This is a genomic window from Pseudomonas syringae (genome assembly GCF_021605415.1).
Classification (GTDB): domain Bacteria; phylum Pseudomonadota; class Gammaproteobacteria; order Pseudomonadales; family Pseudomonadaceae; genus Aquipseudomonas; species Aquipseudomonas syringae_S.
Window position 1 is genome coordinate 85,733 of the sequence record NZ_WKEQ01000006.1, and the last position, 23,255, is coordinate 108,987.

Consider the following 23,255-nt stretch of genomic DNA (forward strand, 5'->3'; position numbering starts at 1 on the left):
TCAAGAGATCGCAGCCTTCGGCAGTTCCTACAGTTGGTATGCGATCCCTGTAGGAGCTGCGGCACGCTGCGATCTTTGCCGCGAAGCGGCACAACACCGCCGGTTTTTCGACTTCGATACATTTCCCCAATCCCCGCATTTCCCCTCAAACCCTTTGTTTCCCGGCACTGCGGTCGTAAAAATAAAGTTGGTCTGCAAATTGCTTATGGCTCAGCAGTAACGCGGTGGGCGGCAAACGTCCGGCATGCAGAGGAAAGAGCGTGGACAAATACCTTTATGTGGCAATGACCGGCGCCAGCCAAAACGCGCTGGCGCAGAAGGCTCATGCCAACAACCTGGCGAACATTTCCACCAACGGTTTTCAGCGCGATCTGGAACAGGCGCGTTCGATGCCGGTATTTGGTGACAGCTTTCCGGCGCGCGCGTTTGCCATGAGCGAACGGCCTGCCACCGACTTCACTTCAGGTTCGCTGGTCGAGACCGGTCGTGACCTGGACGTGGCCGTGACCGGCAATGGCTGGATGGCCGTGCAGAACCCGAGCGGTGGCGAAAGCTACGTGCGCACCGGCAGTCTCAACGTCGATGCCCTCGGTGTGTTGCGTGCCGGCAATGGCATGCCGGTGATGGGCAATGGCGGCCCGATTGCCGTGCCGCCGGAGCAGCAGATCGAAATCGGCGAGGACGGCACTATCAGTATTCGTGCGATGGGCGAAGGCCCGCGCGTCATGGCCGAAGTTGACCGCATCAAACTGGTCAACCCTGACATCAAGAACATGACGAAGGGCCTCGACGGTTCGATCTACACCAAGGACGGCCAGCCTGCGCCGGCCGATGCCAACGTCAAACTGGTGTCCGGTTTCCTTGAGTCGAGCAACGTCAATGCCGTGGAAGAGATGACCTCGGTGCTGGCCCTGGCCAAGCAATTCGAGTTGCACGTCAAGATGATGAACACCGCTAAAGACGACGACCAGGCCATGGCTCGGGTCTTGCAGATCAGCTAATTATCAGAACGTCGCGCCGTAAAACAGGCGCACGAGGAGAATCGAATGCTTCCGGCTCTATGGGTTGCCAAAACCGGTCTGTCCGCCCAGGACACCAACCTGACCACCATTTCCAACAACCTGGCGAACGTGTCGACCACGGGTTTCAAACGTGACCGCGCCGAGTTCCAGGACTTGCTCTATCAGATCAAACGCCAGCCAGGCGCCCAGTCGACCCAGGACAGCGAACTGCCGTCGGGTCTGCAAGTGGGTACCGGTGTGCGCATCGTCGGCACCCAGAAAAACTTCACCGCCGGTAGCCTGCAAACCACTGAGCAGCCGCTGGACATGGCCATCGACGGTCGCGGTTTCTTCCAGATCCTGCAGCCGGACGGCACCACGTCCTACACCCGCGACGGTACTTTCCACCTCGATTCCAACGGCCAGATCGTCAACGCCAGCGGTTTCGCGCTGGAGCCGGCCATCGTGATTCCGAACAACGCTCAGACCTTCACCGTGGGTCGCGACGGCACTGTGTCGATCACCGTTGCCGGCAACCCGGCGTCGCAAGTGATCGGCAACCTGCAAACCGCCGACTTCATCAACCCGGCCGGTCTGCAAGCCGTGGGCAACAACCTGTTCCTGGAGACCGCTGCCAGCGGCGCGCCGCAAGTCGGCACCCCGGGCCTGGCCGGTTTCGGCACCACGCTGCAGAACACTTTGGAAACCTCCAACGTCAGCACCGTTGAGGAGATGGTCAACATGATCACCACTCAACGCGCCTACGAGATGAACTCCAAGGTGATCTCCACCGCCGACCAGATGCTCTCGTTCGTAACGCAGAATCTGTAATCAAGTCTATGGGGCGGCCCTGAGGTCGCCTGCAACACCGTGAGGTAGGGTCATGAATCGCTTTGTATCCGTTTTGGCTTTGAGTGGAGTCGTCTCGCTTGCGGGTTGCGTCGCGCCGCCGCCCAAGCCCAATGACCCTTACTACGCGCCGGTGTTGCCGCGGACGCCGTTGCCGGCGGCCGCCAATAATGGCTCGATTTATCAGGCCGGTTTCGAGCAGAACCTGTACAGCGATCGCAAGGCATTCCGGGTCGGTGACATCATCACCATCACCCTGAACGAGCGCACCCAGGCCAGCAAGAACGCCAACTCGCAGATCGACAAGACCAGCGACACCAGCGTCGGCCTGACCTCGTTGTTCGGTTCCAGCCTGACCACCAATAACCCGATTGGCAGCAATGACCTGAGTCTCAGCGCCGGTTATAACGCCGACCGCGCGACCAAGGGTGACAGCAAGTCCGGGCAGAGCAACAGCTTGACCGGTTCGATCACTGTGACCGTCGCCGACGTGCTGCCTAACGGCATCATCGCCATTCGCGGCGAGAAGTGGCTGACCCTCAATACTGGCGATGAGCTGGTGCGGATCGCGGGCATGGTGCGCGCCGATGATATCGCCACCGACAACACCGTCTCGTCGACCCGGGTCGCCGATGCGCGCATTACCTATTCGGGTACCGGTGCGTTTGCCGATGCGAGTCAGCCAGGCTGGTTCGACCGTTTCTTCCTCAGCCCGCTGTTCCCTTTCTAGGTGGCTACGTTGAACTTCAAACACCTGATCGCAGCTACGTTGCTGATGTCTCTGTCCGTTGCGGCGCAAGCCGAACGGCTGAAGGACATCGCGAGCATTTCCGGCGTGCGTTCCAACCAGTTGATCGGCTATGGCCTGGTGGTCGGGCTTAACGGCACCGGCGACCAGACGACGCAGACGCCGTTCACGCTGCAGACGTTCAACAACATGCTCTCGCAGTTCGGCATCAAGGTGCCGGCGGGTTCGGGCAACGTGCAGTTGAAAAACGTTGCGGCGGTGTCGATCAGTGCCGAACTGCCGGCGTTTGCCAAGCCGGGTCAGCAAGTCGATATCACCGTGTCGTCCATCGGTAACTCGAAAAGCCTGCGCGGCGGCACCTTGCTGCTGACACCGCTCAAGGGTATCGACGGCAACGTCTATGCCGTGGCCCAGGGCAACCTGGTGGTGGGCGGTTTTGATGCCGAAGGTCGCGACGGTTCGAAGATCACCGTCAACGTTCCGTCGGCCGGCCGTATCCCCGGCGGTGCGTCGGTCGAGCGTTCGGTGCCGAGCGGTTTCAATCAGGGCAACAGCCTCACGCTGAACCTCAACCGTTCCGACTTCACCACGGCCAAGCGCATCGTCGACAAGATCAACGACATGCTCGGCCCTGGCGTCGCCCAGGCCATCGACGGCGGTTCGATCCGCGTCACCGCGCCGCTTGATCCGAGTCAGCGTGTCGACTATCTGTCGATCCTGGAAAACCTCGAAGTCGATCCGGGTCAGGCTGTAGCGAAAGTCATCATCAACTCGCGTACCGGCACCATCGTCATCGGCCAGAACGTGAAAGTGTCGCCGGCCGCCGTGACCCACGGCAGTCTGACCGTGACCATCACCGAAGACCCGATCGTCAGCCAGCCTGGCCCGTTGTCCAACGGTCAGACGGCTGTGGTGCCGCGTTCGCGCGTCAACGCCGAACAGGAAGCCAAGCCGATGTTCAAGTTCGGACCGGGCACCACCCTCGACGAGATCGTGCGCGCGGTGAACCAGGTCGGCGCGGCGCCGGGTGACTTGATGGCGATCCTTGAAGCACTGAAACAGGCCGGCGCGTTGCAAGCCGACCTGATCGTGATCTGAGGACGGCGACCATGGATATGCGCAAGAGCGGTCTGGTCAGCAGCAGCGATTCGGGTTCGTATTCGGACCTTAATCGCCTGAACCAGCTCAAGGTTGGCGACAAGGACAGCGATGCGAACATGCGCAAGGTGGCGCAGGAATTCGAATCGCTGTTCCTCGGTGAAATGCTCAAGTCCATGCGCTCGGCCACCAATGCGCTGGGCGAGGACAATCCGCTGAACACGCCGGCGGCCAAGCAGTATCAGGAAATGTACGACCAGCAACTCGCCGTCTCGATGTCTCGTGAAGGTGGCGGTATCGGCCTGGCTGACGTGTTGCTGCGCCAGATGTCGAAAAACAAGCCGATGGCGCCGGGTGAAGCCGCCGCTGCGTCCGCCGCCAAGCAGGAAGAGGCCAAAGCCAAAGCCGCCGCTGTGCCCACGCCGATTGCCGCCGGCACGGTTGGAACGAACGGCCCACTGTCGCGTTTGAATGGCGAGCGTCCGCTGTGGGCATCGCGTTCGATCAAAGCACCGAACACCGATATTTCGCACCGCAATGACATGGAGTTGATCAACCAGCGTCGTCTGGCCTTGCCGCCGAAACTGGCGGACCGTTTGCTCGCCGGCCTGGTGCCCTCGGCAACTGCGGCAACTGCAACGACCCCGGTCAACAACACCGTGTTGCCGCAACGCAGCACCGACGTGGCATCGACCGGTTCCGGGGCGCTGTACAACGGCGACTGGCTGGCACGCGCCGAATCGGAAAAAGCCGCTGGCGGGCAGATGCAGGTCTACGGCCGTGCCATCGCACAGATTCCTCTGGCACCGGCGAAGAAAGCCTTCAGTTCCGCCGACGAATTCGTCAACACCATGCTGCCGATGGCCAAGGAAGCTGCCGACCGTATCGGCGTCGATCCGCGTTATCTGGTAGCGCAGGCAGCGCTGGAAACCGGTTGGGGCAAATCGGTCATGCGAGCCCAGGATGGCAGCAGCAGCCACAACCTGTTCGGGATCAAGGCAAGCACCAACTGGAAGGGCGATTCGGCCCGGGCGATCACCAGCGAATTCCGCAACGGCGAGATGGTCAAGGAGACGGCTCAGTTCCGTTCCTACGCCTCGTACAAGGACAGCTTCCACGATCTGGTGACGTTGTTGCAGAGCAATAATCGCTATCAAGATGTGCTGAAGTCGGCCGATAACCCAGAACAGTTTGTACGCGAGTTGCAGAAGGCCGGTTACGCAACCGACCCGAACTACGCGACCAAGATTTCGCAAATAGCCAAGCAGATGGGCACGACCCAAAACTACGCGGCGGCGGGTACGACCACCACGCCTTTATAGGCATCAGTAATAAGGTTTGAATCATGAGTTTGCTCAATATCGGATTGTCGGGACTCTCCGCTGGCCAAACCGCTTTGATGGTCACCGGCAACAACATTGCCAACGTCGATACGGCCGGCTACTCGCGTCAGCAAACCGTGCAGAACACCAAGGGCTCGAACCAGTTCGGCAACGTTTGGGTCGGTACCGGTACGACCCTCGCCGACGTGCGTCGGGTGTACAACAGCTACATCGATGCGCAACTGCAAACCACCACGTCGTTGAACAGCGACTCCGCTGCTTACCTGGGCCAGGTCACGCCGCTCGACACCTTGCTGTCGGACAGCGGCACGGGCCTCAACGGCGCGCTGACCAAGTTTTTCGCCTCGGTGCAGAACGTCAACGCCAAGCCGGGCGACGATGCGTCGCGTCAGTTGCTGCTCAGCGATGCGCAAGCCTTGAGCAACCGTTTCAACTCGATCTCCAGCCAGTTGAACGCGCAGAACGCAGACATCAACGGCAACCTGACGAGCATGGCCGATCAGGTCAACAAACTGGCCGCCACCGTGGCCCAGTTGAACCAGAAAATTTCCGAAATTTCCAACGCCGGCGGCCAGCCCAACGAACTGCTCGACGCGCGTAATGAGACCGTGCGCCAACTGTCCACTTTCACCGGTGCGCAGGTCATCGAGCGTGACGGTAGCGTCGACATCTACCTGGGCAGCGGTCAGCCACTGGTCATGGGCAGCACCGCCAGCAAACTCGAAGTGGTCGCCAGCAAGACTGATCCTTCACGTGTCTCGGTGCAGTTGAACCGTGGCTCCAGCACCATCGACATCACCTCGGTGATGACCGGTGGCGAGATGGGCGGGCTGTTGCGCTATCGCAGCACCGTGCTGGATCCGGCCATGAACGAACTGGGTCGCGTGGCGCTGGTCGTCGCCGATCAGATGAACACGATTCAGGCGCAAGGCATCGACAAGAACGGTGACTTCGGCGGCAACCTGTTCAACAGCATAAACAGCATTGCGAACATCGCCCAGCGCAGCGTTGCCACGGTCGGCAACACCGGTTCCGGCAACTTCAATGTGAGCATTGAAGACAGCGGCAAGCTGACCCTCAACGATTACAAAGTGACGTTCACCAGCGCGACGGATTACACCGTGCAGCGGCTGCCAGAAGGCACTGCCGTGGGCGCGTTCAGCACCACCACAAACCCGGCACCGGTGATCGATGGTTTTTCCATGGACTTCGCCAACGGCACGCCGGCGGCGGGTGACACCTTCAAGATCACCCCGACCCGCAACGCCGCCGCGAACATCAAGACCGAAATGACCGACGCCAAGCGCCTGGCCATTGCGGCACCGCTGGGCGCTGCCATCGCGCCGGGTGCAAGTGGCACGCTGACCATTCCGGCCAGCGGCCAGCCGACCCTGACGACGAAGTTCGACATTTACGACGCGGCGACCGCTTCGGCGATGCAGAACGGTCTCAAGTATTCGACTCCGGTCAAAATGGTCTTCGGCTCGGCGTCGGCGGACGGCACCAGCCAGACCTATCAACTGCTCGATGCCAATGGCAACGAGTTGAGCAACGGCACAATCAAGCCTGGTGAAACCAACACCTTGAGCCTGAGCGTCCCGCTCAAGGATTCAACCGGTGCGCCGATCATGGATCCGGGCCCGCCCGCCGTGCAACGTACCGTGGCCTTCGACATGACCGTGGCCGGTTCGCCAGGCGCGGGCACCGCGATCAACGTCACCCTCAGCCAACCCGGCACGCTGGACAACCGTAACGGTACTGCGCTGGCTGATTTGCAGACCAGGCAGACCGTGGACACCGGTTCGGCCAGCAAGGGCATTTCCCTGAGCGATGCCTACGGCAAACTGGTCGAGGGCGTGGGTGCGAAAGCCGCCCAGGGCAAACTCGACAGCGCCGCCACTGAAGCGATCCTGGCCAACGCCAAGACCGCCCGGGATTCGCTGTCGGGCGTCGACCTCGACGAAGAAACCGGCAACCTGGTCAAGTTCCAGCAGTACTACACCGCGTCCTCGCAGATCATCAAGGCTGCGCAGGAAATCTTCAGCACATTGATCAACAGTCTTTAAGGAGTCGTAGCCCATGCGCATTTCCACCGGCCAGTTTTACGAGTCCTCGGCAGCCAACTACCAGCGTAACTTCGCCAACGTGGTCAAGAGCAGCGAAGAGGCGAGCAGTCTCGTTCGCGTCAACACTGCGGCGGATGATCCGGTCGGCGCTTCGCGGCTGCTGCAACTGGGCCAACAGGCGTCGATGCTGGGTCAGTACGAAGCCAATTCGACCACCATCAAGGGCACGCTGGACACTGCGGAAGCGGTGATGACCAGCATCAACAACGTCTTGCAGCGCGCCAAGGAATTGGCCGTCAGTGCCGGCAATGCCGGTTACACCGACGCCGACCGTCAGGCCACTGCATCGGAGCTGGGCCAGATCGAAGAGCAACTGCTCAGCCTGATGAACAGCAAAGACGAAAACGGCAAATACATCTTCGCCGGCTCTAAAGGCGACACCGTACCGTTCAGCCGCAACAACGACGGCACTTACAGCTACAACGGCGACCAGGTGACACTCGACCTGGCCATCGGCGACACCATGAAAATGGCCACCAACACCACCGGTTGGGAAGCGTTTCAGACGGCGGTCAACACCAGCCGCAGCGAGGTCACCATGACGGCGCCGGCGGTCAACGATAATCGCGTGGTGCTGTCCGACGGTCAGGTCTCTTCGAATGTCAGTTACAACAGCAAGTTTCGCAGCGGCGAGCCGTACACGGTTGAATTCACCAGCGGCACTCAGCTGAAAATCACCGATGCGGCGGGCAACGACGTGACGGCCGAAGCCAGCAAGGGTGGTGCGATCGATCCTGCCACGGCAGCCGGCCAAGCCGTGAGTTTCCGTGGTGTGGATCTGACCCTGAACATCAACCTGCAAGCCGGCGATGATGCGAATACCGTGCTGCCGGGTCATGAGTTTACTCTGGCCGCCAAGCCTGACACCTTCACCGGCACGCGCAGTCCAAGCAACTCGGCGTCGGCGCAAATCACCGGCAGCGAGATCGTCAATTCCACCGATTACCACGCCAAGTTCCCGACCGGGGCGGCCGTGATCAAGTTCACCAGCGCCACCGATTTCGATATCTATGCAGCACCGTTGACCGCCGACAGCAAACCGGTGGACAGCGGCACGCGGGTGGGCGATATCGCGACAGTAGCGGGTGTGAGTTTCACCGTGAGCGGTGCAACGGACGCCAACGACACCTTCAGCATCGCGGTCAATTCTCACGAAACCCAGAACATCCTGGACACCGTGAACCAGTTGAAATCCGTACTGAACACGCCAACCAACGGTGACGCCATCGCCTTGCAGAATTTGCAGGCAGGTCTGGCGTCCGGCCTCGGCAACCTCGCCAGCGGCACCGATCAATTGTCCAGCGCGATCAGCTCGGTGGGCGCCCGTGGCGCATCGCTGATTACTCAGAGTGACACCAATCAGTCGCTGGTCTTGGCCAACGCCCAGACCCAGTCGTCGATCCGCGATTCCGATCCGGCCGAGGTCATGACCCGTCTGACCTTGCAGCAAACCATGCTGCAGGCTTCGCAACTGGCCTTCAGCAAGATTGCTTCGCTGGGCTTGTTCAACAAGATCTGAGCCTGCGTCTGTCGAGCCGCCAACCGTCGTTTCCTAAGCGGTTACGGGGCCACTGCCTGAATAAGGCAGGGGCCCGCCGCTCGAGAGTTTTTTTGCCGTGAACCAACATCCCCTCGTCAGCATTGTCATTCCCGCCTACAACCCGCGCTTCTTCGATCAGGCGCTGATGAGTGCACTCGCGCAGACCTACGAAAACGTTGAAATCGTCATCTGTGATGATTCGGCCGATGAGCAGATTCGCGACATCGTCGAATCCTTTACCGACCCGGCCCATCCGATCCGTTACCTGCGTAATCCGCAACGCCTGGGCTTGCAGAAGAACGTATTGCGTTGTGTTGAAGCGGCGCGTGGCGAGTTCGTCAAAGTGCTGTGCGATGACGACCGTCTGTTTGCGCCGAGCATTGCCTTGCAGGCTCGGGTGTTGATCGAGCATTCGGATGTCACGCTGGTAGTTGCGCTGCGCATGCTCAGTGATGCAGGCAACTTCCTGCTGCCTTCACGCGTCGACAACTGCCGGTTTTCGCCTAACGATGCCGTGCTGAAAGGCGACGACATGTTGGCCATTTTTCAGTCGACACCGAAGAACTTCATTGGCAATTTCAGTGCGGCGTTGATGCGTCGCGCGGATGTCCTTGAACTGCTTCCAGCGTTGATGCAGGACGGCGCGGGTTTCCTCGCTACCCTCGATTTCGCATTGTTTGTCTGCCTGATGCGTCGCGGCAATCTGGCGACGCTCAATACGGTGCTGGGCACCGAGCGTTTGTATCCGGAGCGCTTGAGTCGTACGCCGGAAATGCTCAAGGCTGCGGCCGTCGAATGGAGCTGGCTGGCGCAGATGCTCGCGGCCCGCAGTGGCGAAGCGGCCCCGGCTTCGGGCTGGGTGCGCTATATCGATCTGGTGAACGTTAACGGTTTGCCGCATGCCTGGCAGGAACTGTGCGTGACGCGCATCCTCGGTAATCGCAATACAACGGTCAATGGCCGGGTCGGCGGGCAGAGCGAGAGTTACGCGGATTTTTATCGCGAGTGGCTGGCGATTCGACGCTTCAGCGAGGTCGAGCAGCAACTCATGCCGCAACGCATTGGCTCCTGGTCGTCACGCGCGCGGATCGTTCCGATCATCATCGATAGCGCCGCCGATGATGCAGCGTTGCGAGCTACGTTGCAGAGCATTGATGCACAGATTTATGCGGCTCAGGCGGTGGTCGTAGTGTCCGATGCATCGTGCGAGGCACATGAGCGGGTGGTGCAGTTACCGTTTCAGGAGGATTGGGCGCATCAACTGAACGCAGTGATCCCGCAACTTGAAGGTGCCGACTGGTTCTATTTGCTGCGTGCCGGTGATGTCCTGCGCGAATCGAGTCTGTTGATCCTGGCCGAGCGGATTGCCGGCACGCCGGGCATGCTGTGCGCCTACAGTGATGAGGGTGCGCTGGTTGATGGCGACTCAACCGAGCCGGTGTTCAAGCCGGATTTCAACCTTGACCTGATGCGCTCCTATCCTTATATCGGACGCACCCTGGCCTTCGATCGTCAACGCTTCCTGGCGCTGGGGGGCTTCGATTTCTCACACGGTGAACTGGCGCCCCATGATCTGGTTTGGCGTCTAGTAGAAGAGGCCGGGCCGCAGACCATCGAGCACATTGCCGACGTTCAGGTCGAGTCGACTCAAACCTACGCCGAGTGGTTGTCGTTGCCACAAGTGATCAACAATAACGCTGCCATGGTCGGCGGGCATTTGCAGCGCATTGGCTTGAATTATGCAATTCGCCACGAAGAGCTGCCGCTGATCAACCGTATCGACTATCACCATCAAGCGCGTCCGTTGGTGTCGATCATCATCCGTGCGGGTGACTCGCTGCATGCCTTGCAGCGCTGCACCGAAAGCCTGATCGAGCGCACCGCCTATAACCAGTATGAAATCCTCATCGTCGACACCGGCACCGCTGATCCGGCGATGGCGGCATGGCTGGCGGAGATGGCGCGGCTCGGTGCGTCGATGCTGCGCGTTCTGCGCTTCGCCGGTAATGCCGGTGATGCTGGTGTGCGTAATTTTGCGGCTGACCAGGCGCAGGGCGAATATCTGTTGTGGCTCGATGTTCACGCGCTGATTTGCGAGAGTGACTGGCTAGATGAGCTGCTCAATCATGCACAACGTCCCGAGGTCGGGATGGTGGGTGCCCGGTTGCTCAGTCCTGAAGGCGCCATCGTCAGTGCCGGCCTGATTCTCGGTTTGGCCGGATTGGCCGGATCACCTTTTGTCGGCGAGTCGGCTAGCTCGCGTGGTTACATGCAGCGCTTGCACGTGACGCAGAACTGGAGCGCCGTCAGCGCCCAGTGCCAGATGATACGCAAGCAAGTCTTTGACGAGCTCGGCCAGTTCGATGATGAGTCTTTCTCTGACGCGATGAGTGATGTCGACCTGTGCCTGCGTGCGGGCAAGGCGGGTTATCTGGTGGTTTGGACGCCTTATGCCAGCGTAGTCATTGCCGCGTTGCCACAGCCGGCTACCGTTGCGATTCCCGAGGCTCAGAAAGAGACGTTCTATCGCAAATGGTTGCCGACAATCGCCAAAGATCCGGCTTACAGCCCTTCGTTGAGTCTTGGCGTATCGAGCTTCAGTCTGCAGCCGACATTGCGCAATAACTGGAATCCGTTCTGTGCCCGTGCCCTGCCGCTGGTTCTCGGTCTGCCGGTCAACAACACCGCGGTGGGTCACTATCGAGTGATCGGGCCGATGGCGGCACTTGAGGCCTCAGGGCGGATTTATGGTCGCTATGCTTTTGAGTCACCTTCGACAGGCGATATCGAGCGTCTCTCGCCGGACTCGATCATCCTCCAGTGCCGTTACAGTGAAGGTGCTGTCGGGGACATTATGCGGATCAAAAAATACTCCGGTGCGCTGCGGATTTTCGAACTCGACGACTACGTGGTCAATGCACCGAAGAAGAACTCTCACGCGCGCAATAAACCGATCAACACAGAGCAAATGCTGCGCGAAGGCATCGGCTTGTGCGATCGCGTGGTAGTCACCACTCAGCCGCTGGCCGATGCCTTATCGAGCATGCACAGCGACATTCGTGTGGTGCCGAACATGCTCGCGCCGCAACCGTGGGCAAATCTGACCAGCCGTCGTCGTACCTCCAGCAAGCCGCGTATCGGCTGGGGCGGCGGCACCAGCCATACCGGCGACCTGGAAATCATTGCCGAGGTCGTCCGCGAATTGGCCAATGAAGTGGAGTGGGTATTCTTCGGCATGTGCCCCGACGCATTGCGCCCCTACATTCACGAATTTCATTCCACGGTCGGGCTGCAAAGTTACCCGGCCAAACTGGCGAGCCTGAATCTCGACCTGGCGCTGGCGCCGCTGGAATTTCACATCTTCAACGACTGCAAGAGCAACCTGCGCCTGCTGGAATACGGCGCGTGCGGTTACCCGGTGATTTGCACGGATACCGAGGCGTATCGCGGCCACTTGCCCTGCACGCGGGTTCGCAGCAACAGCACAGCGGAGTGGCTGCAAGCAATCCGCATGCATTTGGCCGATCCGCACGCCAGCTACCGCATGGGTGACGAATTGAAAGAAGCGGTACATCGCGACTTCATGCTGCGCGGCGACAACCTGAACCATTGGATGTGGGGCTGGTTGCCGGATTGACGGGGCGTTCCGACACAATCAAGGGATGAAATCCAGCCGCGGATTCATCCCTTTTTTATGGCCGATCAAGTCCCCGACACATCGCTCATTGAGCTGGCGCGTTTCCTGCAAGACCTCCTCAAATCGCCATAAAACGAGCGTTCTCAGGCGAGTTACCTGCGCTCGGATTGGCAAGACAGTTTCAGCCAGACGGCCCGAAAAGCTTGGAAAAGCTTGGTCGAGCCCTGTGACGAACAAGAGGGGAGACGATGAAGGCAGTAATTTTGGCGGGTGGCCTGGGCACGCGCATCAGCGAGGAGTCGCACCTCAAGCCCAAGCCGATGATCGAGATCGGCGGCAAGCCAATTCTCTGGCACATCATGAAGCAGTATTCCGCCCACGGAATTCACGACTTCGTGATCTGCCTTGGTTACAAGGGCTACGCGATCAAGGACTTCTTCGCCAACTACTTCCTGCACACCTCCGACGTCACCTTCGACATGCGCAATAACCGCATGGACGTACACCAGAATTACAGCGAGCCGTGGAGCGTCACCCTCGTTGATACCGGCGAAGAAACCATGACCGGCGGGCGTCTGCTGCGCACGGCACCGTATTTGAAAGGTGAAAAAGCGTTCTGCTTCACCTACGGCGACGGCGTGTCGGACATCAATATCGGCAACCTTGTCAAATTCCATGAAGCCCACGGCAAGATGGCGACCGTCACGGCTGTGCAGCCGCCGGGGCGTTATGGCGCGCTGCAGCGTGTGAATGACCAAGTTATGGGATTCACTGAAAAGCCTCGTGGCGATGGCGGCTGGATCAATGGTGGTTTTTTCGTTCTGTCGCCGGACGTCTTGCCGTTCATCGACGGTGATGCGACCAGTTGGGAAGCCGAGCCACTGATGCGCCTGGCTGAAATCGAAGAACTGCATGCCTACGAGCATTCCGGTTTCTGGCAACCCATGGACACCCTGCGCGACAAAAACCATCTCGAAGCGCTGTGGCAGAGCGGGGAGGCCCCATGGAAGCAATGGGCCTGAGTCCGGAGTTCTGGCGCGGCAAACGCGTTCTGCTCACCGGCCACACCGGTTTCAAAGGCACCTGGCTGACCCTGTGGCTGCAAAGCCTCGGTGCCGAGGTCAGCGGCTTTTCCCTGGATCCATCGACTGAGCCGAGCCTGTTCAACCTGGCGCGGGCGCACGAAGGCATCAACGATGTGCGCGGCGACCTGCGTGACCTTGGTGCCTTGCTCGAACTGATCGCCGAAACTCAACCGGAAATCGTCCTGCATCTGGCCGCCCAGCCACTGGTGCGCGAAGGCTATCGGGATCCGCTCGGCACATATTCCAGCAATGTCATGGGCACGCTCAATCTGCTCGAAGCGATCCGCCAAGTCGGCGGCGTGCGCGCCTGCGTACTGGTGACGACCGACAAGGTCTATGCCAACAGGGAGTGGCTGTGGCCGTACCGGGAAGACGAAGCCCTCGGCGGTCACGACCCTTACAGCAGCAGCAAGGCGTGCTGTGAATTGCTCGCGCAGTCCTATGCAGCATCGTTTTTCCCGGTGGGAAAATATGCCGAGCACGGCTTGGCACTGGCGACTGCTCGCGCCGGCAATGTGCTGGGCGGCGGTGATTTCGCGCCTGAGCGATTGATTCCTGATGTACTCAGGGCCTGGACGGCGGACGAACCGGTAACCCTGCGTTACCCGCAAGCCGTGCGTCCGTGGCAGCACGCGCTGGAACCGCTGGCCGGTTACCTGCAACTGGCCGCCGGCCTTTACGAACAAGGCCCGGAGTACGCCGGTGCGTGGAACTTCGGCCCGAGCGAAGCGGACATGTGCAGCGTCGGCGAAGTGGTCGAACTGCTCGCTGATCGCTGGCCACAGGCCCGTGGTTTGCGCATCGAACCGAGCGAGTTGCATGAGGCCGGTCTGTTGCGCCTGGACAGCAGCCGCGCGCGCCAACTGCTTGGCTGGCAGCCGCGCTGGTCGCTGCAAGAGTGTCTGACGCAAACCCTCGATTGGCATCTGGCGTGGCAGAACGGCGATGACATGCGCGCCGTCACGTTGAAGCAACTCAATAGCTACAAGGAACGGTCATGACGGATTTCACGTTGCAGGCCACAGAACTGGAAGGCTTGTACCTTATTGAGCAAAAAGTCTTCTGCGATGATCGTGGCCGGTTCGCGCGATTGTTTTGCCAGAATCGTCTGACGGCGCAGGGGCGTCCTTTCGCCATTCGCCAGATCAATCACTCGCGCACGGCCACGCAAGGCAGTGTGCGAGGCCTGCATTATCAGAACGCCGGTTTTGCCGAATCCAAGCTGATTACCTGCGTGAGAGGTGCCGTGTGGGATGTGGTGGTGGATTTGCGTCCGCAGTCATCGACCTACCTGCAATGGCATGCCGAAGAGCTGCGCGCGGACGATGGGCGCAGCCTGCTGATCCCGGCGGGGTTCGCCCATGGCTTCCAGTCGCTGACCGACGATTCAGAAGTGCTTTATCTGACTGACGCGGACTATGCCCCCGAGCATGAGGCCGGCCTATCGGTTAATGATCCGGCGCTATCGATCCAGTGGCCGCTGCCCGTCAAAAACTTGTCGGCAAAGGATGCAAGTCATCCATTGCTGGACAAACGCTTTCAGGGTGTCGAGCTGTGACGAAACGGCCATCTACTATTCTGGTCACTGGCGCCAGTGGCTTTGTCGGCCGCCATCTAATTGCGGCTTTGCTCGGAAAGGGCTTCGCTGTGCGCGCAGTATCACGAAATATCGAAGCCTTGCGCGCGATGTCTTGGTTCGACAGTGTCGAGGCAGTCGTCGCCGATATTCATGCGCCGGCGTTAGACGTAAAGCGCCTGACCAATGGGGTCGATGCCATCGCACATCTGGCCTGGGACGGGTTGCCAAACTACAACGCGCTGTTTCATTTCGAGCGTAACTTGCCGAATGATTATGCTTTTTTGAAGCATGTGATCAAGGCGGGTGTTGGCCAGGTGCTGGTCACCGGTACCTGTTTTGAGTACGGACTGCAAAGCGGCCCGTTGAGTGAAGCGCAACCCGCTCAACCTGCCACGCCATACGGTCTGGCCAAACACACATTGCGGTTGTTCCTCGAAGCCTTGCAAAACGAGCACGGGTTCACGTTGCAGTGGGCGCGTCTGTTTTATCTGCATGGCGAGGGGCAGAACCCCAACAGCTTGCTGGCCAGTCTTGATCGAGCGATCGATGCCGGTGACGCGCAATTCAACATGTCGACGGGCGACCAGTTGCGCGATTACTTGGATATTTCCGAAGCGGCGTTGCAGTTGGCGGCGCTCATTACTCACCCTGAAGTCAGCGGTGTAATCAATTGCTGCAGTGGCCAGCCGGTATCGGTTCGGGCGTTGGTCGAGCAGCGCGTCAGCCAGCGCCAGTCTTCCATCGTCCTGAATTTGGGACATTACGGTTATTCCGCTCATGAGCCCATGGCGTTCTGGGGGGATGCGCGGCGCATCTCGCAACTGAGGGATCAAGAATATGCAGCATGAACTCTATCGGGCGACCGGGCTGCCGGTGCTGCAAAACCGCACCTTCGCCACGGCCGGGCAGGCCCGGGCATCGGGGAGTGCCGATATCGTATTGGTGCAGGACAGCCAGAGCGGCCTGATCTTCAATCAGGCGTTCGACGCCAACAAGCTCAGTTACGATGCCGACTATCAAAACGAACAAGCCCACTCGGCACAATTCCAGCAGCACCTCAATGATGTCGAGTCAGTCCTGGCCCGGCATTTCAAGGGCCGTGAGCTGATCGAAATCGGTTGTGGCAAAGGCTATTTCCTCGAAATGCTGCGCGGGTTGGGCTACGCCATCACCGGTATCGACCCTTCCTACGAAGGCGACAACGCCGATGTGATCAAAGCGCCGTTTACTCGGGAACTGGGTCTGTCGGCCGATGCGATCGTGTTGCGCCATGTGCTGGAACATATCAGCGACCCGGTCAGCTTTCTCGCTGAAATGGGTGCGGCCAATCGAGGCGGGCAGATTTACATCGAAGTGCCATGTTTCGACTGGATCGTCGAGCACAACGCCTGGTTCGATGTGTTCTACGAGCACGTCAACTATTTCCGACTCGCCGATCTGCTCGGCATGTTTGATACCGTCCACGAAGCGGGTCATTTGTTTGGCGGACAATATCTGTACATCGTGGCCGACCTGGCAACGTTGCGCCGCACGCCGCCGCACGCACCGCAAATGCTGTCGCTGTCGGAAAACTTCACCGCAAGCCTTGCGCGCACGGTGCAAATCGTTCAGGCCGCCACGCAAAAAGGTTCGGCCATTTGGGGCGCGTCATCCAAGGGCGTGATCTATTCGTTGTTCCTGCAAAGAGCAGGCGTGGCGGTCGCTCATGTGGTGGATATAAACCCGGCCAAGCAAGGGCGTCATTTGCCTTTGAGCGGGGTGCGCGTGTCATCGCCACAGGAGGCGATGGATGCGTTGCCAGAAGGGGCCAACCTGTTTGTGATGAACTCCAATTACCTCGAAGAAATCAAGCGGATGACCGGTGGACGCTACGTCTATCACGCCGTCGATAGCGCTTCGTTCCAGTGACCATTGAGATTTTTGATATGACCGACAACAGCATCAACAAGGCTTTCGAGGCCGAATGCCAAGCTGAAATTGCGCGTCAGGGCGACGACCAGAAAGTCGTCGGCCTGGCCCGTGAGTTTTTCAACGAATCCGCTCGCCACAAATACAGCTACCACTTCTCTTGGATGGGCCGCCCGATCATCCAGTTGCCACAAGACATGATGGCGATGCAGGAGATCATCTGGCAGGTCAAGCCGGATTTGGTCATCGAGTGCGGTATCGCTCACGGCGGATCCATCATCTACTACGCCTCGTTGCTGGAACTGCAAGGTCATGGCGAAGTGCTGGGCATCGACCTCGACATCCGCCCGCACAACCGCGAGGCCATCGAAAGCCACCCGATGAGCAAGCGCATCACGATGATTGAAGGGTCGAGCATCGACTCGGACACGGCAGCAAAAGTACGCACGATTGCTGAAGGCAAAAAAGTGATTCTGGTGCTCGATTCGAATCACACCCACGACCATGTCCTGGAAGAGCTGCGTCTTTACGCGCCACTGGTCTCGGTCGACAGCTATTGCGTGGTGATGGACACCGTGGTTGAAGACATGCCGGCTGATTTCTTCCCGGATCGTCCATGGGGCCACGGCGATAACCCGAAGACGGCGGTCTGGAAGTACCTGGAAGAGAACAAGGACTTCGAAATCGATCGGCAGATGCAGAACAAACTGCTGATCACCGTGGCGCCGGACGGCTATCTGCGTCGCGTTCGTTAATAAAAAAATCGAATCAGGTTCTCGGCGGTCAGCCGGTTGTGGGGATAGAAAAATGCAGGTTCAAAGCAGCACTCAAGCCAACGTGGAACCGCTGAAGGAGCTGTTCACGGTGGTGGTCATCACCCACAACCGCAATGCGTTTTTGCGTCGCACCTTGCAGTACTACAGCAGTTACCCGGCCAGGGTGCTGGTGCTGGATTCGTCCGTGCAAGGGGATGAACGCATCTCTGTCGATTTTCCGTCGGTCGACTACCGGCATCTGCCGCAGTACACCTATAAAGGCTTGCAAGACAAGTTGACCTGGGGTGTCGCGCAGGTGACGACGCCGTATATGGTGTTTGCCGCCGACGATGACTTTCTGATTCATGAAGCGCTCACCGCATCGGTCGATTTTCTGCATGCCAACCGTGACTACGGCATGTGCCACGGCTACGGAATGATGTACCTGGCCCGCGCTACTGAGGTCACCTATTACCGGCGTGACAAGCGGGTGCAGGAAGACTATGACTCGCCCGATGCAAAAACCCGGATCATGGATTTCATGGGGCAGTTTCTGCCCCCGTTCTATGCCGTAACTCGCACCGACCTGCTCCAACAGTGGTACAGCCAATTACCTGCCGGTACCAGTTTCGAGTGGCAGGAAATCGGTCATGCTTTCTATCTGCTGGCACGCGCGAAGGCGCGGATCCTGCCAATTCCGTTTGCCGTGCGTGAGGTTAATTACGGCGGCTCGGATCACAACACTAACGTGTTGACCGTTCTGACCTATCAGGATACGAAAGCCGTAGCCGAGCGCGAGCAGTTTGCCGAGTTTCTGGCATCAATCCCGACAGCCTTGCACGGTCAAAATTCGGCGGAGCTCAAACGATTTGCACTGGACGGTTTTGCCGAAATGGCGAGCTGTCTTCTCGAGCGTCGTTCGTTGACTGCCGTTCCGATTTTCCGGTCAGCGTGGGTTGAAACGGATAAGGATCCGATCCGCTCGTTCGCACCCGAGCAGTTCGTCGAGATGCCGTTTTACAACAAACCGATGTTTGATTTGCTGACGCAATTCGAGTTTTTATTGCATGCGATGCCGGCCGGGCGTCTGCAATTGCAGGAGCTGGAAGGGATTCTGCTTCGCCAGCGAGAGTTGCTGCACGTTCACCCGAACGACGATGACCGCACCCTGCGTGCACGACTGTGGGAAGCGTTTGCGTTAAACGTGTTCAACCGCGAAGTGGTCACGCGTCTGGCCGAGTCGCTCAAAAGCACTGACGATTATCAGGAACAACTGAAGATGCAGGCTTGGCTGGAGCGCCTGGATTGCGTGCAGGGGCAGCAATCTCGCAAGCTGTTCGACAATATGCCGTCCGGTCAGCTACTCGCCTGGCTTGATGCACGTGAGCCCGATGCCATACTGCTTCAGGCCATCGCCAGACACTTGGCTGATCATGACGGCGGCGCGCAGTTCGGCATCCTGCTACTGGATCTTGATGGTGACATGGTCAGGCTTCAGGCCACGTTCGACAGTCTGGTCGGCGGCCACTGCAAGAATTTCAAAATCGTGGTGTTTACAACTGCGGAGCTGCCAGCAACCACGACCGTTCGCGACACCGTGCACTTCGTACAGGTGAACGCGAGCAATCATGTGGAGCGCATCAATCAGATCATTCCTCAACTCACGACGAACTGGGTGCTGCTGGCCGATGCCGGTGACCGGTTTACCACCAGCGGGCTCCTGCGCGCCAGCCTGGAATTAATCGGTGCCGAGGGTATACGCGCAGTGGCAATGGATGAAATCCAGCGCCAGCGCAACGGCACGCTGAGTGACGTATTCCGTCCTGGGGTTAATCTCGACCTACTGCAAACCGTGCCTTCGCTGATGGCTCGACACTGGTTGATCCAGCGCGACGTGCTAGTCAAAGCCAAGGGGTACTCCAGCGAATACACCGAAGCGCTTGAACTTGATTTGCTGCTTCGTCTGATCGAAGACGGAGGTCTAAGCGGTTTGGCCCACTTGTCTGAACCGCTATTGATCTGCAATGCACCGCCAGTCGAGGAAAATGCCCACGAACGAGAAGCGCTGGCCCGGCATTTGTCCAATCGCGGTTATCGCGCTCAAGTCACCTCGTCATTTGCGCAGATTTGGCAGATCGATTACCAGCATGCCGAACGGCCAATGGTTTCGATTGTTATCCGCAGCGAAGACAACCTCAAGCAATTGCAATCGGCATTGATCAGCGTGCTGCAGCGCACCCGTTATCAGCGTCACGAGATACTGATTGCCGACAACCACAGTTCATCGGACGAACTGTTGCAATGGCTGCAAAGCCTTGAAAGCAAGGGCGATAGAGTCCGTATCCTGCGTACAGGTCAGCGCCTTAGTGAAGCCGCACTCTACAACGCAGCCAGTGCTGAAGCGAAGGGTCAATACCTGGTGCTGATGTCTGCCGAAGCGCAGGTATCGAATGCCAACTGGCTCGATGCGATGCTCAATCAGGCTCAGCGTCCTGAAGTGGGTATTGTCGGCGCCAAGCTGATAGACCCGAGCGGTATGACGACTCAGGCCGGGCTGATTCTCGGCTTGAACGGCAGCATTGGTTCGGTGTTCGTGGGTGAGCACAAAGACGCCAAAGGCTATATGAATGGTCATCAGGCCGAACAGAATTACAGTGCGGTATCCGGGGCGTGCCTGATGATCCGCAAGGATCTGTTCGAAGCAGTAGGAGGTCTGGATGAAGAACATTTTGCCGATGCATTCGCTGACGTCGATATCTGCCTGAAAGTGGCCGACGCCGGTTACCTGACAGTGTGGTGCCCACAAGCACAATTGATGCACCCGGGCCAGTTGCCGGATGCGCCACAACTCGCCGCTGCTATGCGCGACAAATGGCAGGCGCGTTTCACCCAGGACGCTGCTTACAATCAGAACCTTTCCCTGACCGGCAAGGGTTTTACCCTCGGCGAGGCCTCCAGAGTGAATTGGGCGCAACTTATCGCCTGAGCCGTTGCTGGCTGGCGGATGATCGTTCCGTCGTAATGCCGGTCGGTGCTGTCGCCCTTGCGCCCTTGGTGCAGGGCATCAACACGCTTGATGAATGGCAGCGCGCCGCCTATCGTTATCCTTCGCCCTGGGTATGAAGAGAGTTGCAATGAGAGTGCTGATTCGCGCCGATGCCTCGCCGACCATCGGCAGTGGTCACATTGCTCGCTGTGTGACGCTTGCCCGTGCACTACGCGCGAAAGGCAGTCACGTGGCATTTGCTTGCCGGCGTCTGTGCGGACATCGGTTGGACGTCTTGCAGGCTCAAGGCTTCGAGACCTTCGCATTACCGGAGCGCTATTACGGCGAGGATCCGGATCAGGCTATCGAAGCGATGCTGCCGTGGCAGGCAGATATCGATGCGCTGGCGCTGATGTTGGAGGGGCGCGAACGATTTGATTGGATCATCGTCGACCACTACGGCCTTGATCACTACTGGCAGACCGCCGCCCGGCGCTGGGCGCCACGAATTGCGGCGGTGGATGATCTTGCCACCCGCCGCTACGATGTCGATTTGCTGCTCAATCAGAATCTGTCCGGCCTCAGCGAAAACTACGCGCCGCTGGTGCCTGTCGGTTGCCGTGTATTGCTCGGTCCGCACTACGCGATGCTGCGTGAAGAATTCAATTGTCCGGCCATCGAGATCAAACCCCACGCCCGGCGGGTGTTGGTAAATTTCGGAGGCTTCGACGCCGCGATGCAGACCTATCAGGTCATGCTGGCGCTGGCGGATTCTACCGAGCTGGAAGTGGACTTCGTCGCGGGCGCCGTTAATCCGGCGTGGGCTCAGATGCAAGCCATGGTTGAAGCGCGGCCCAACTGGCGCCTGAATCGTTTTGTCAGTGATTTTTATCAGCGCATGACTGAGGCCGATCTGTTTATCGGCGCTGGGGGCGGTACCTGTTGGGAGCGCGCCGCCTTGGGGCTGCCGACGATCTGCATTGCCGTGTCAAACAATCAGCAAGCCAATGGCGAGGCGATGGCGGTGACAGGAGGGCATGTTTTCATGGGGTCTCACGATCGGGTCAGCGTTGACCAGCTTAGACAGGCCGTCAACTTTGTAATCAGTAATCACTACCTGCGGCAATGCCTGGCTGGGCGTTCGCGGCAATTGGTCGACGGCCGGGGCGCATATAGGGTCGCATCAGCATTGGCCGAGCCGTTACTCCGGTGTCGGGCGGCGCCGGAGAATGCCTAGCTACGGTTTGAAGTCTGAAACGCGGTGGGTGCTGGTCGCCGGACGAGCATTCTCGATTGCCGTTGAACCTCCGATCTTTCCCGATTCGGCAAAATAGCGTGACCTGCGAGTCATAACGGGCATCTTCACTGTATTGTATTGATCGGTGAGCTGGCGCCTGGCCTGTTATCGGGTTTAGTGATAGCCCTCTGCGCTCCCGGTGGCTGTCCGCTGTGGCGGTCAGTGTTCTGTTTGTCGGCGCCCCTCGAATCCTTGCGAGCGGTGGTATTGGGCTGTTTTTTATTGGGAAGCCGTAATGATTGGCATAAAAAGCATTGCGAGCTACGTGCCTGTAGCCGGCGTGGACAATTACGCACAAGGTGCAAAATTCGACAAGGGTGAAGAATTCATCCTCGGCAAAATCGGTTCGGCGTTCCTGCCACGCATGGATGCCGATCAAGAAACATCTGATCTGTGTGTTGAGGCAGCCAAAGCGCTGTTTGCCAGCAATCCGGATCTCAAACCTGAATCCATCGATGCGCTGATCGTCGTCACCCAGAATGGTGACGAAGAAGGCTTGCCACACACCGCTGCAATCGTGCAGGACAAACTTGGCCTGCCGACTTCTGTAGCCGCGTTCGATATCTCGTTGGGTTGCTCCGGTTACGTCTACGGTATCTACGCGATCAAAGGCTTCATGGAAGCCGCAGGCCTGAAGAATGGTCTGCTGATCACTGCCGACCCCTATTCGAAAATCGTCGACCCAGAAGACCGCAACACCACGATGTTGTTCGGCGACGCCGCCACTGCCACCTGGATGGGGGAGGATCCGGTCTGGGGGCTGGGTAAGGCCAAATTCGGCACCGATGGTTCCGGCGCTCCACATTTGAAAGTCACCGACGGTGTGTTCTTCATGAACGGCCGTCAGGTGTTCAACTTCGCACTGCTGAAAGTCCCGGCGCACTTGCACGAGTTGCTCGACGATTCGAACCTCTCGGCCGACGATATCGATGCGTTCTGCATCCACCAAGGCAGCGCAGCGATTGTCGATGCTGTGGCCCGACGCTTCGAAGGCGAACCGGAGAAGTTCATCAAGGACATGGTTGAAACGGGCAACACGGTGTCGTCGAGTATTCCGCTACTCTTGGAAAAACACGCGCTCGACGCCGACTGGCAGCGCGTGGCGCTCAGTGGCTTTGGCGTGGGTCTGTCCTGGGGCTCGGCGATCATCTATCGCCCTTGATGCCGTGGCTCTACTCCTGAAAACGGGCAAAAAAATAGCGTTCACGTTGAACGCTATTTTTTTTTGCCTGAATAAAACGCGAGGCATACCGCAACCATACGCCATGCCTTGTGGCCCTTTTTCACAGCCAACGAGTACACC

At 59.0% G+C, this 23,255-nt stretch carries 16 protein-coding genes and 1 pseudogene; all 17 read left to right on the forward strand.

All coding sequences use genetic code 11. The annotated features are described in order from the left end of the window. The first annotated feature begins 260 nt into the window (after nucleotides 1-260). Nucleotides 261-1,001 carry a flagellar basal body rod protein FlgF gene (locus GIW69_RS06010; protein ID WP_236481223.1) on the forward strand — a complete coding sequence of 247 codons (741 nt, stop codon included), beginning with the start codon at nucleotides 261-263 and terminating at the stop codon, nucleotides 999-1,001. A 45-nt stretch (nucleotides 1,002-1,046) separates the two neighbouring features. Then, the gene (gene flgG / locus GIW69_RS06015) at nucleotides 1,047-1,832 is read left to right on the forward strand and encodes a flagellar basal-body rod protein FlgG (protein WP_018929947.1); all 786 of its coding nucleotides are present in this window, start codon (nucleotides 1,047-1,049) and stop codon (nucleotides 1,830-1,832) included. 52 nt (nucleotides 1,833-1,884) lie between these two features. Continuing rightward, entirely contained in the window at nucleotides 1,885-2,580 is a 696-nt protein-coding gene (gene flgH / locus GIW69_RS06020) for a flagellar basal body L-ring protein FlgH (RefSeq protein ID WP_236481224.1), read from the forward strand. Nucleotides 2,581-2,625: 45 nt separating this feature from the next. After that, nucleotides 2,626-3,696, forward strand: coding sequence for a flagellar basal body P-ring protein FlgI (locus GIW69_RS06025; protein ID WP_236481322.1), 1,071 nt, complete (start codon nucleotides 2,626-2,628; stop codon nucleotides 3,694-3,696). Nucleotides 3,697-3,707: 11 nt separating this feature from the next. Further along, the gene (flgJ, locus tag GIW69_RS06030; protein ID WP_236481225.1) at nucleotides 3,708-5,018 is read left to right on the forward strand and encodes a flagellar assembly peptidoglycan hydrolase FlgJ; all 1,311 of its coding nucleotides are present in this window, start codon (nucleotides 3,708-3,710) and stop codon (nucleotides 5,016-5,018) included. Nucleotides 5,019-5,041: 23 nt separating this feature from the next. Beyond that, entirely contained in the window at nucleotides 5,042-7,105 is a 2,064-nt protein-coding gene (gene flgK, locus GIW69_RS06035) for a flagellar hook-associated protein FlgK (protein WP_236481226.1), read from the forward strand. A gap of 13 nt (nucleotides 7,106-7,118) precedes the next feature. Further along, on the forward strand, nucleotides 7,119-8,684 hold the full coding sequence (locus GIW69_RS06040) for a flagellar hook-associated protein 3 (protein WP_236481227.1): 1,566 nt from the start codon (nucleotides 7,119-7,121) through the stop codon (nucleotides 8,682-8,684). A gap of 97 nt (nucleotides 8,685-8,781) precedes the next feature. Continuing rightward, nucleotides 8,782-12,342, forward strand: coding sequence for a glycosyltransferase (locus GIW69_RS06045; protein WP_236481228.1), 3,561 nt, complete (start codon nucleotides 8,782-8,784; stop codon nucleotides 12,340-12,342). Between the two features lie 248 nt (nucleotides 12,343-12,590). Beyond that, entirely contained in the window at nucleotides 12,591-13,364 is a 774-nt protein-coding gene (gene rfbF, locus GIW69_RS06050) for a glucose-1-phosphate cytidylyltransferase (protein WP_236481229.1), read from the forward strand. Then, nucleotides 13,346-14,428, forward strand: a complete 1,083-nt coding sequence (rfbG, locus tag GIW69_RS06055) for a CDP-glucose 4,6-dehydratase (protein WP_236481230.1) — start codon at nucleotides 13,346-13,348, stop codon at nucleotides 14,426-14,428. The genes rfbF and rfbG overlap by 19 nt, the downstream gene beginning before the upstream one ends. Next, the gene (gene rfbC, locus GIW69_RS06060; RefSeq protein ID WP_236481231.1) at nucleotides 14,425-14,985 is read left to right on the forward strand and encodes a dTDP-4-dehydrorhamnose 3,5-epimerase; all 561 of its coding nucleotides are present in this window, start codon (nucleotides 14,425-14,427) and stop codon (nucleotides 14,983-14,985) included. Before rfbG ends, rfbC begins: the two co-directional genes overlap by 4 nt. Before the next feature lie 17 nt (nucleotides 14,986-15,002). Beyond that, a complete protein-coding gene (locus GIW69_RS06065; protein ID WP_496570900.1) occupies nucleotides 15,003-15,854 on the forward strand; it encodes an NAD-dependent epimerase/dehydratase family protein in 852 nt (283 codons plus the stop codon). Beyond that, nucleotides 15,844-16,914, forward strand: coding sequence for a class I SAM-dependent methyltransferase (locus GIW69_RS06070; RefSeq protein WP_236481232.1), 1,071 nt, complete (start codon nucleotides 15,844-15,846; stop codon nucleotides 16,912-16,914). The genes GIW69_RS06065 and GIW69_RS06070 overlap by 11 nt, the downstream gene beginning before the upstream one ends. A gap of 17 nt (nucleotides 16,915-16,931) precedes the next feature. After that, a complete protein-coding gene (locus tag GIW69_RS06075; RefSeq protein ID WP_236481233.1) occupies nucleotides 16,932-17,669 on the forward strand; it encodes a rhamnosyl O-methyltransferase in 738 nt (245 codons plus the stop codon). 52 nt (nucleotides 17,670-17,721) lie between these two features. Next, a complete protein-coding gene (locus tag GIW69_RS06080; RefSeq protein ID WP_236481234.1) occupies nucleotides 17,722-20,655 on the forward strand; it encodes a TIGR00180 family glycosyltransferase in 2,934 nt (977 codons plus the stop codon). A 148-nt stretch (nucleotides 20,656-20,803) separates the two neighbouring features. Then, nucleotides 20,804-21,877 (forward strand): annotated as a pseudogene (gene pseG, locus GIW69_RS06085) (UDP-2,4-diacetamido-2,4,6-trideoxy-beta-L-altropyranose hydrolase); the annotation flags it as partial. A 310-nt stretch (nucleotides 21,878-22,187) separates the two neighbouring features. After that, complete coding sequence (locus GIW69_RS06090) at nucleotides 22,188-23,114, forward strand: ketoacyl-ACP synthase III (protein WP_236481235.1); 927 nt, start codon at nucleotides 22,188-22,190, stop codon at nucleotides 23,112-23,114. Nucleotides 23,115-23,255: the final 141 nt, after the last annotated feature.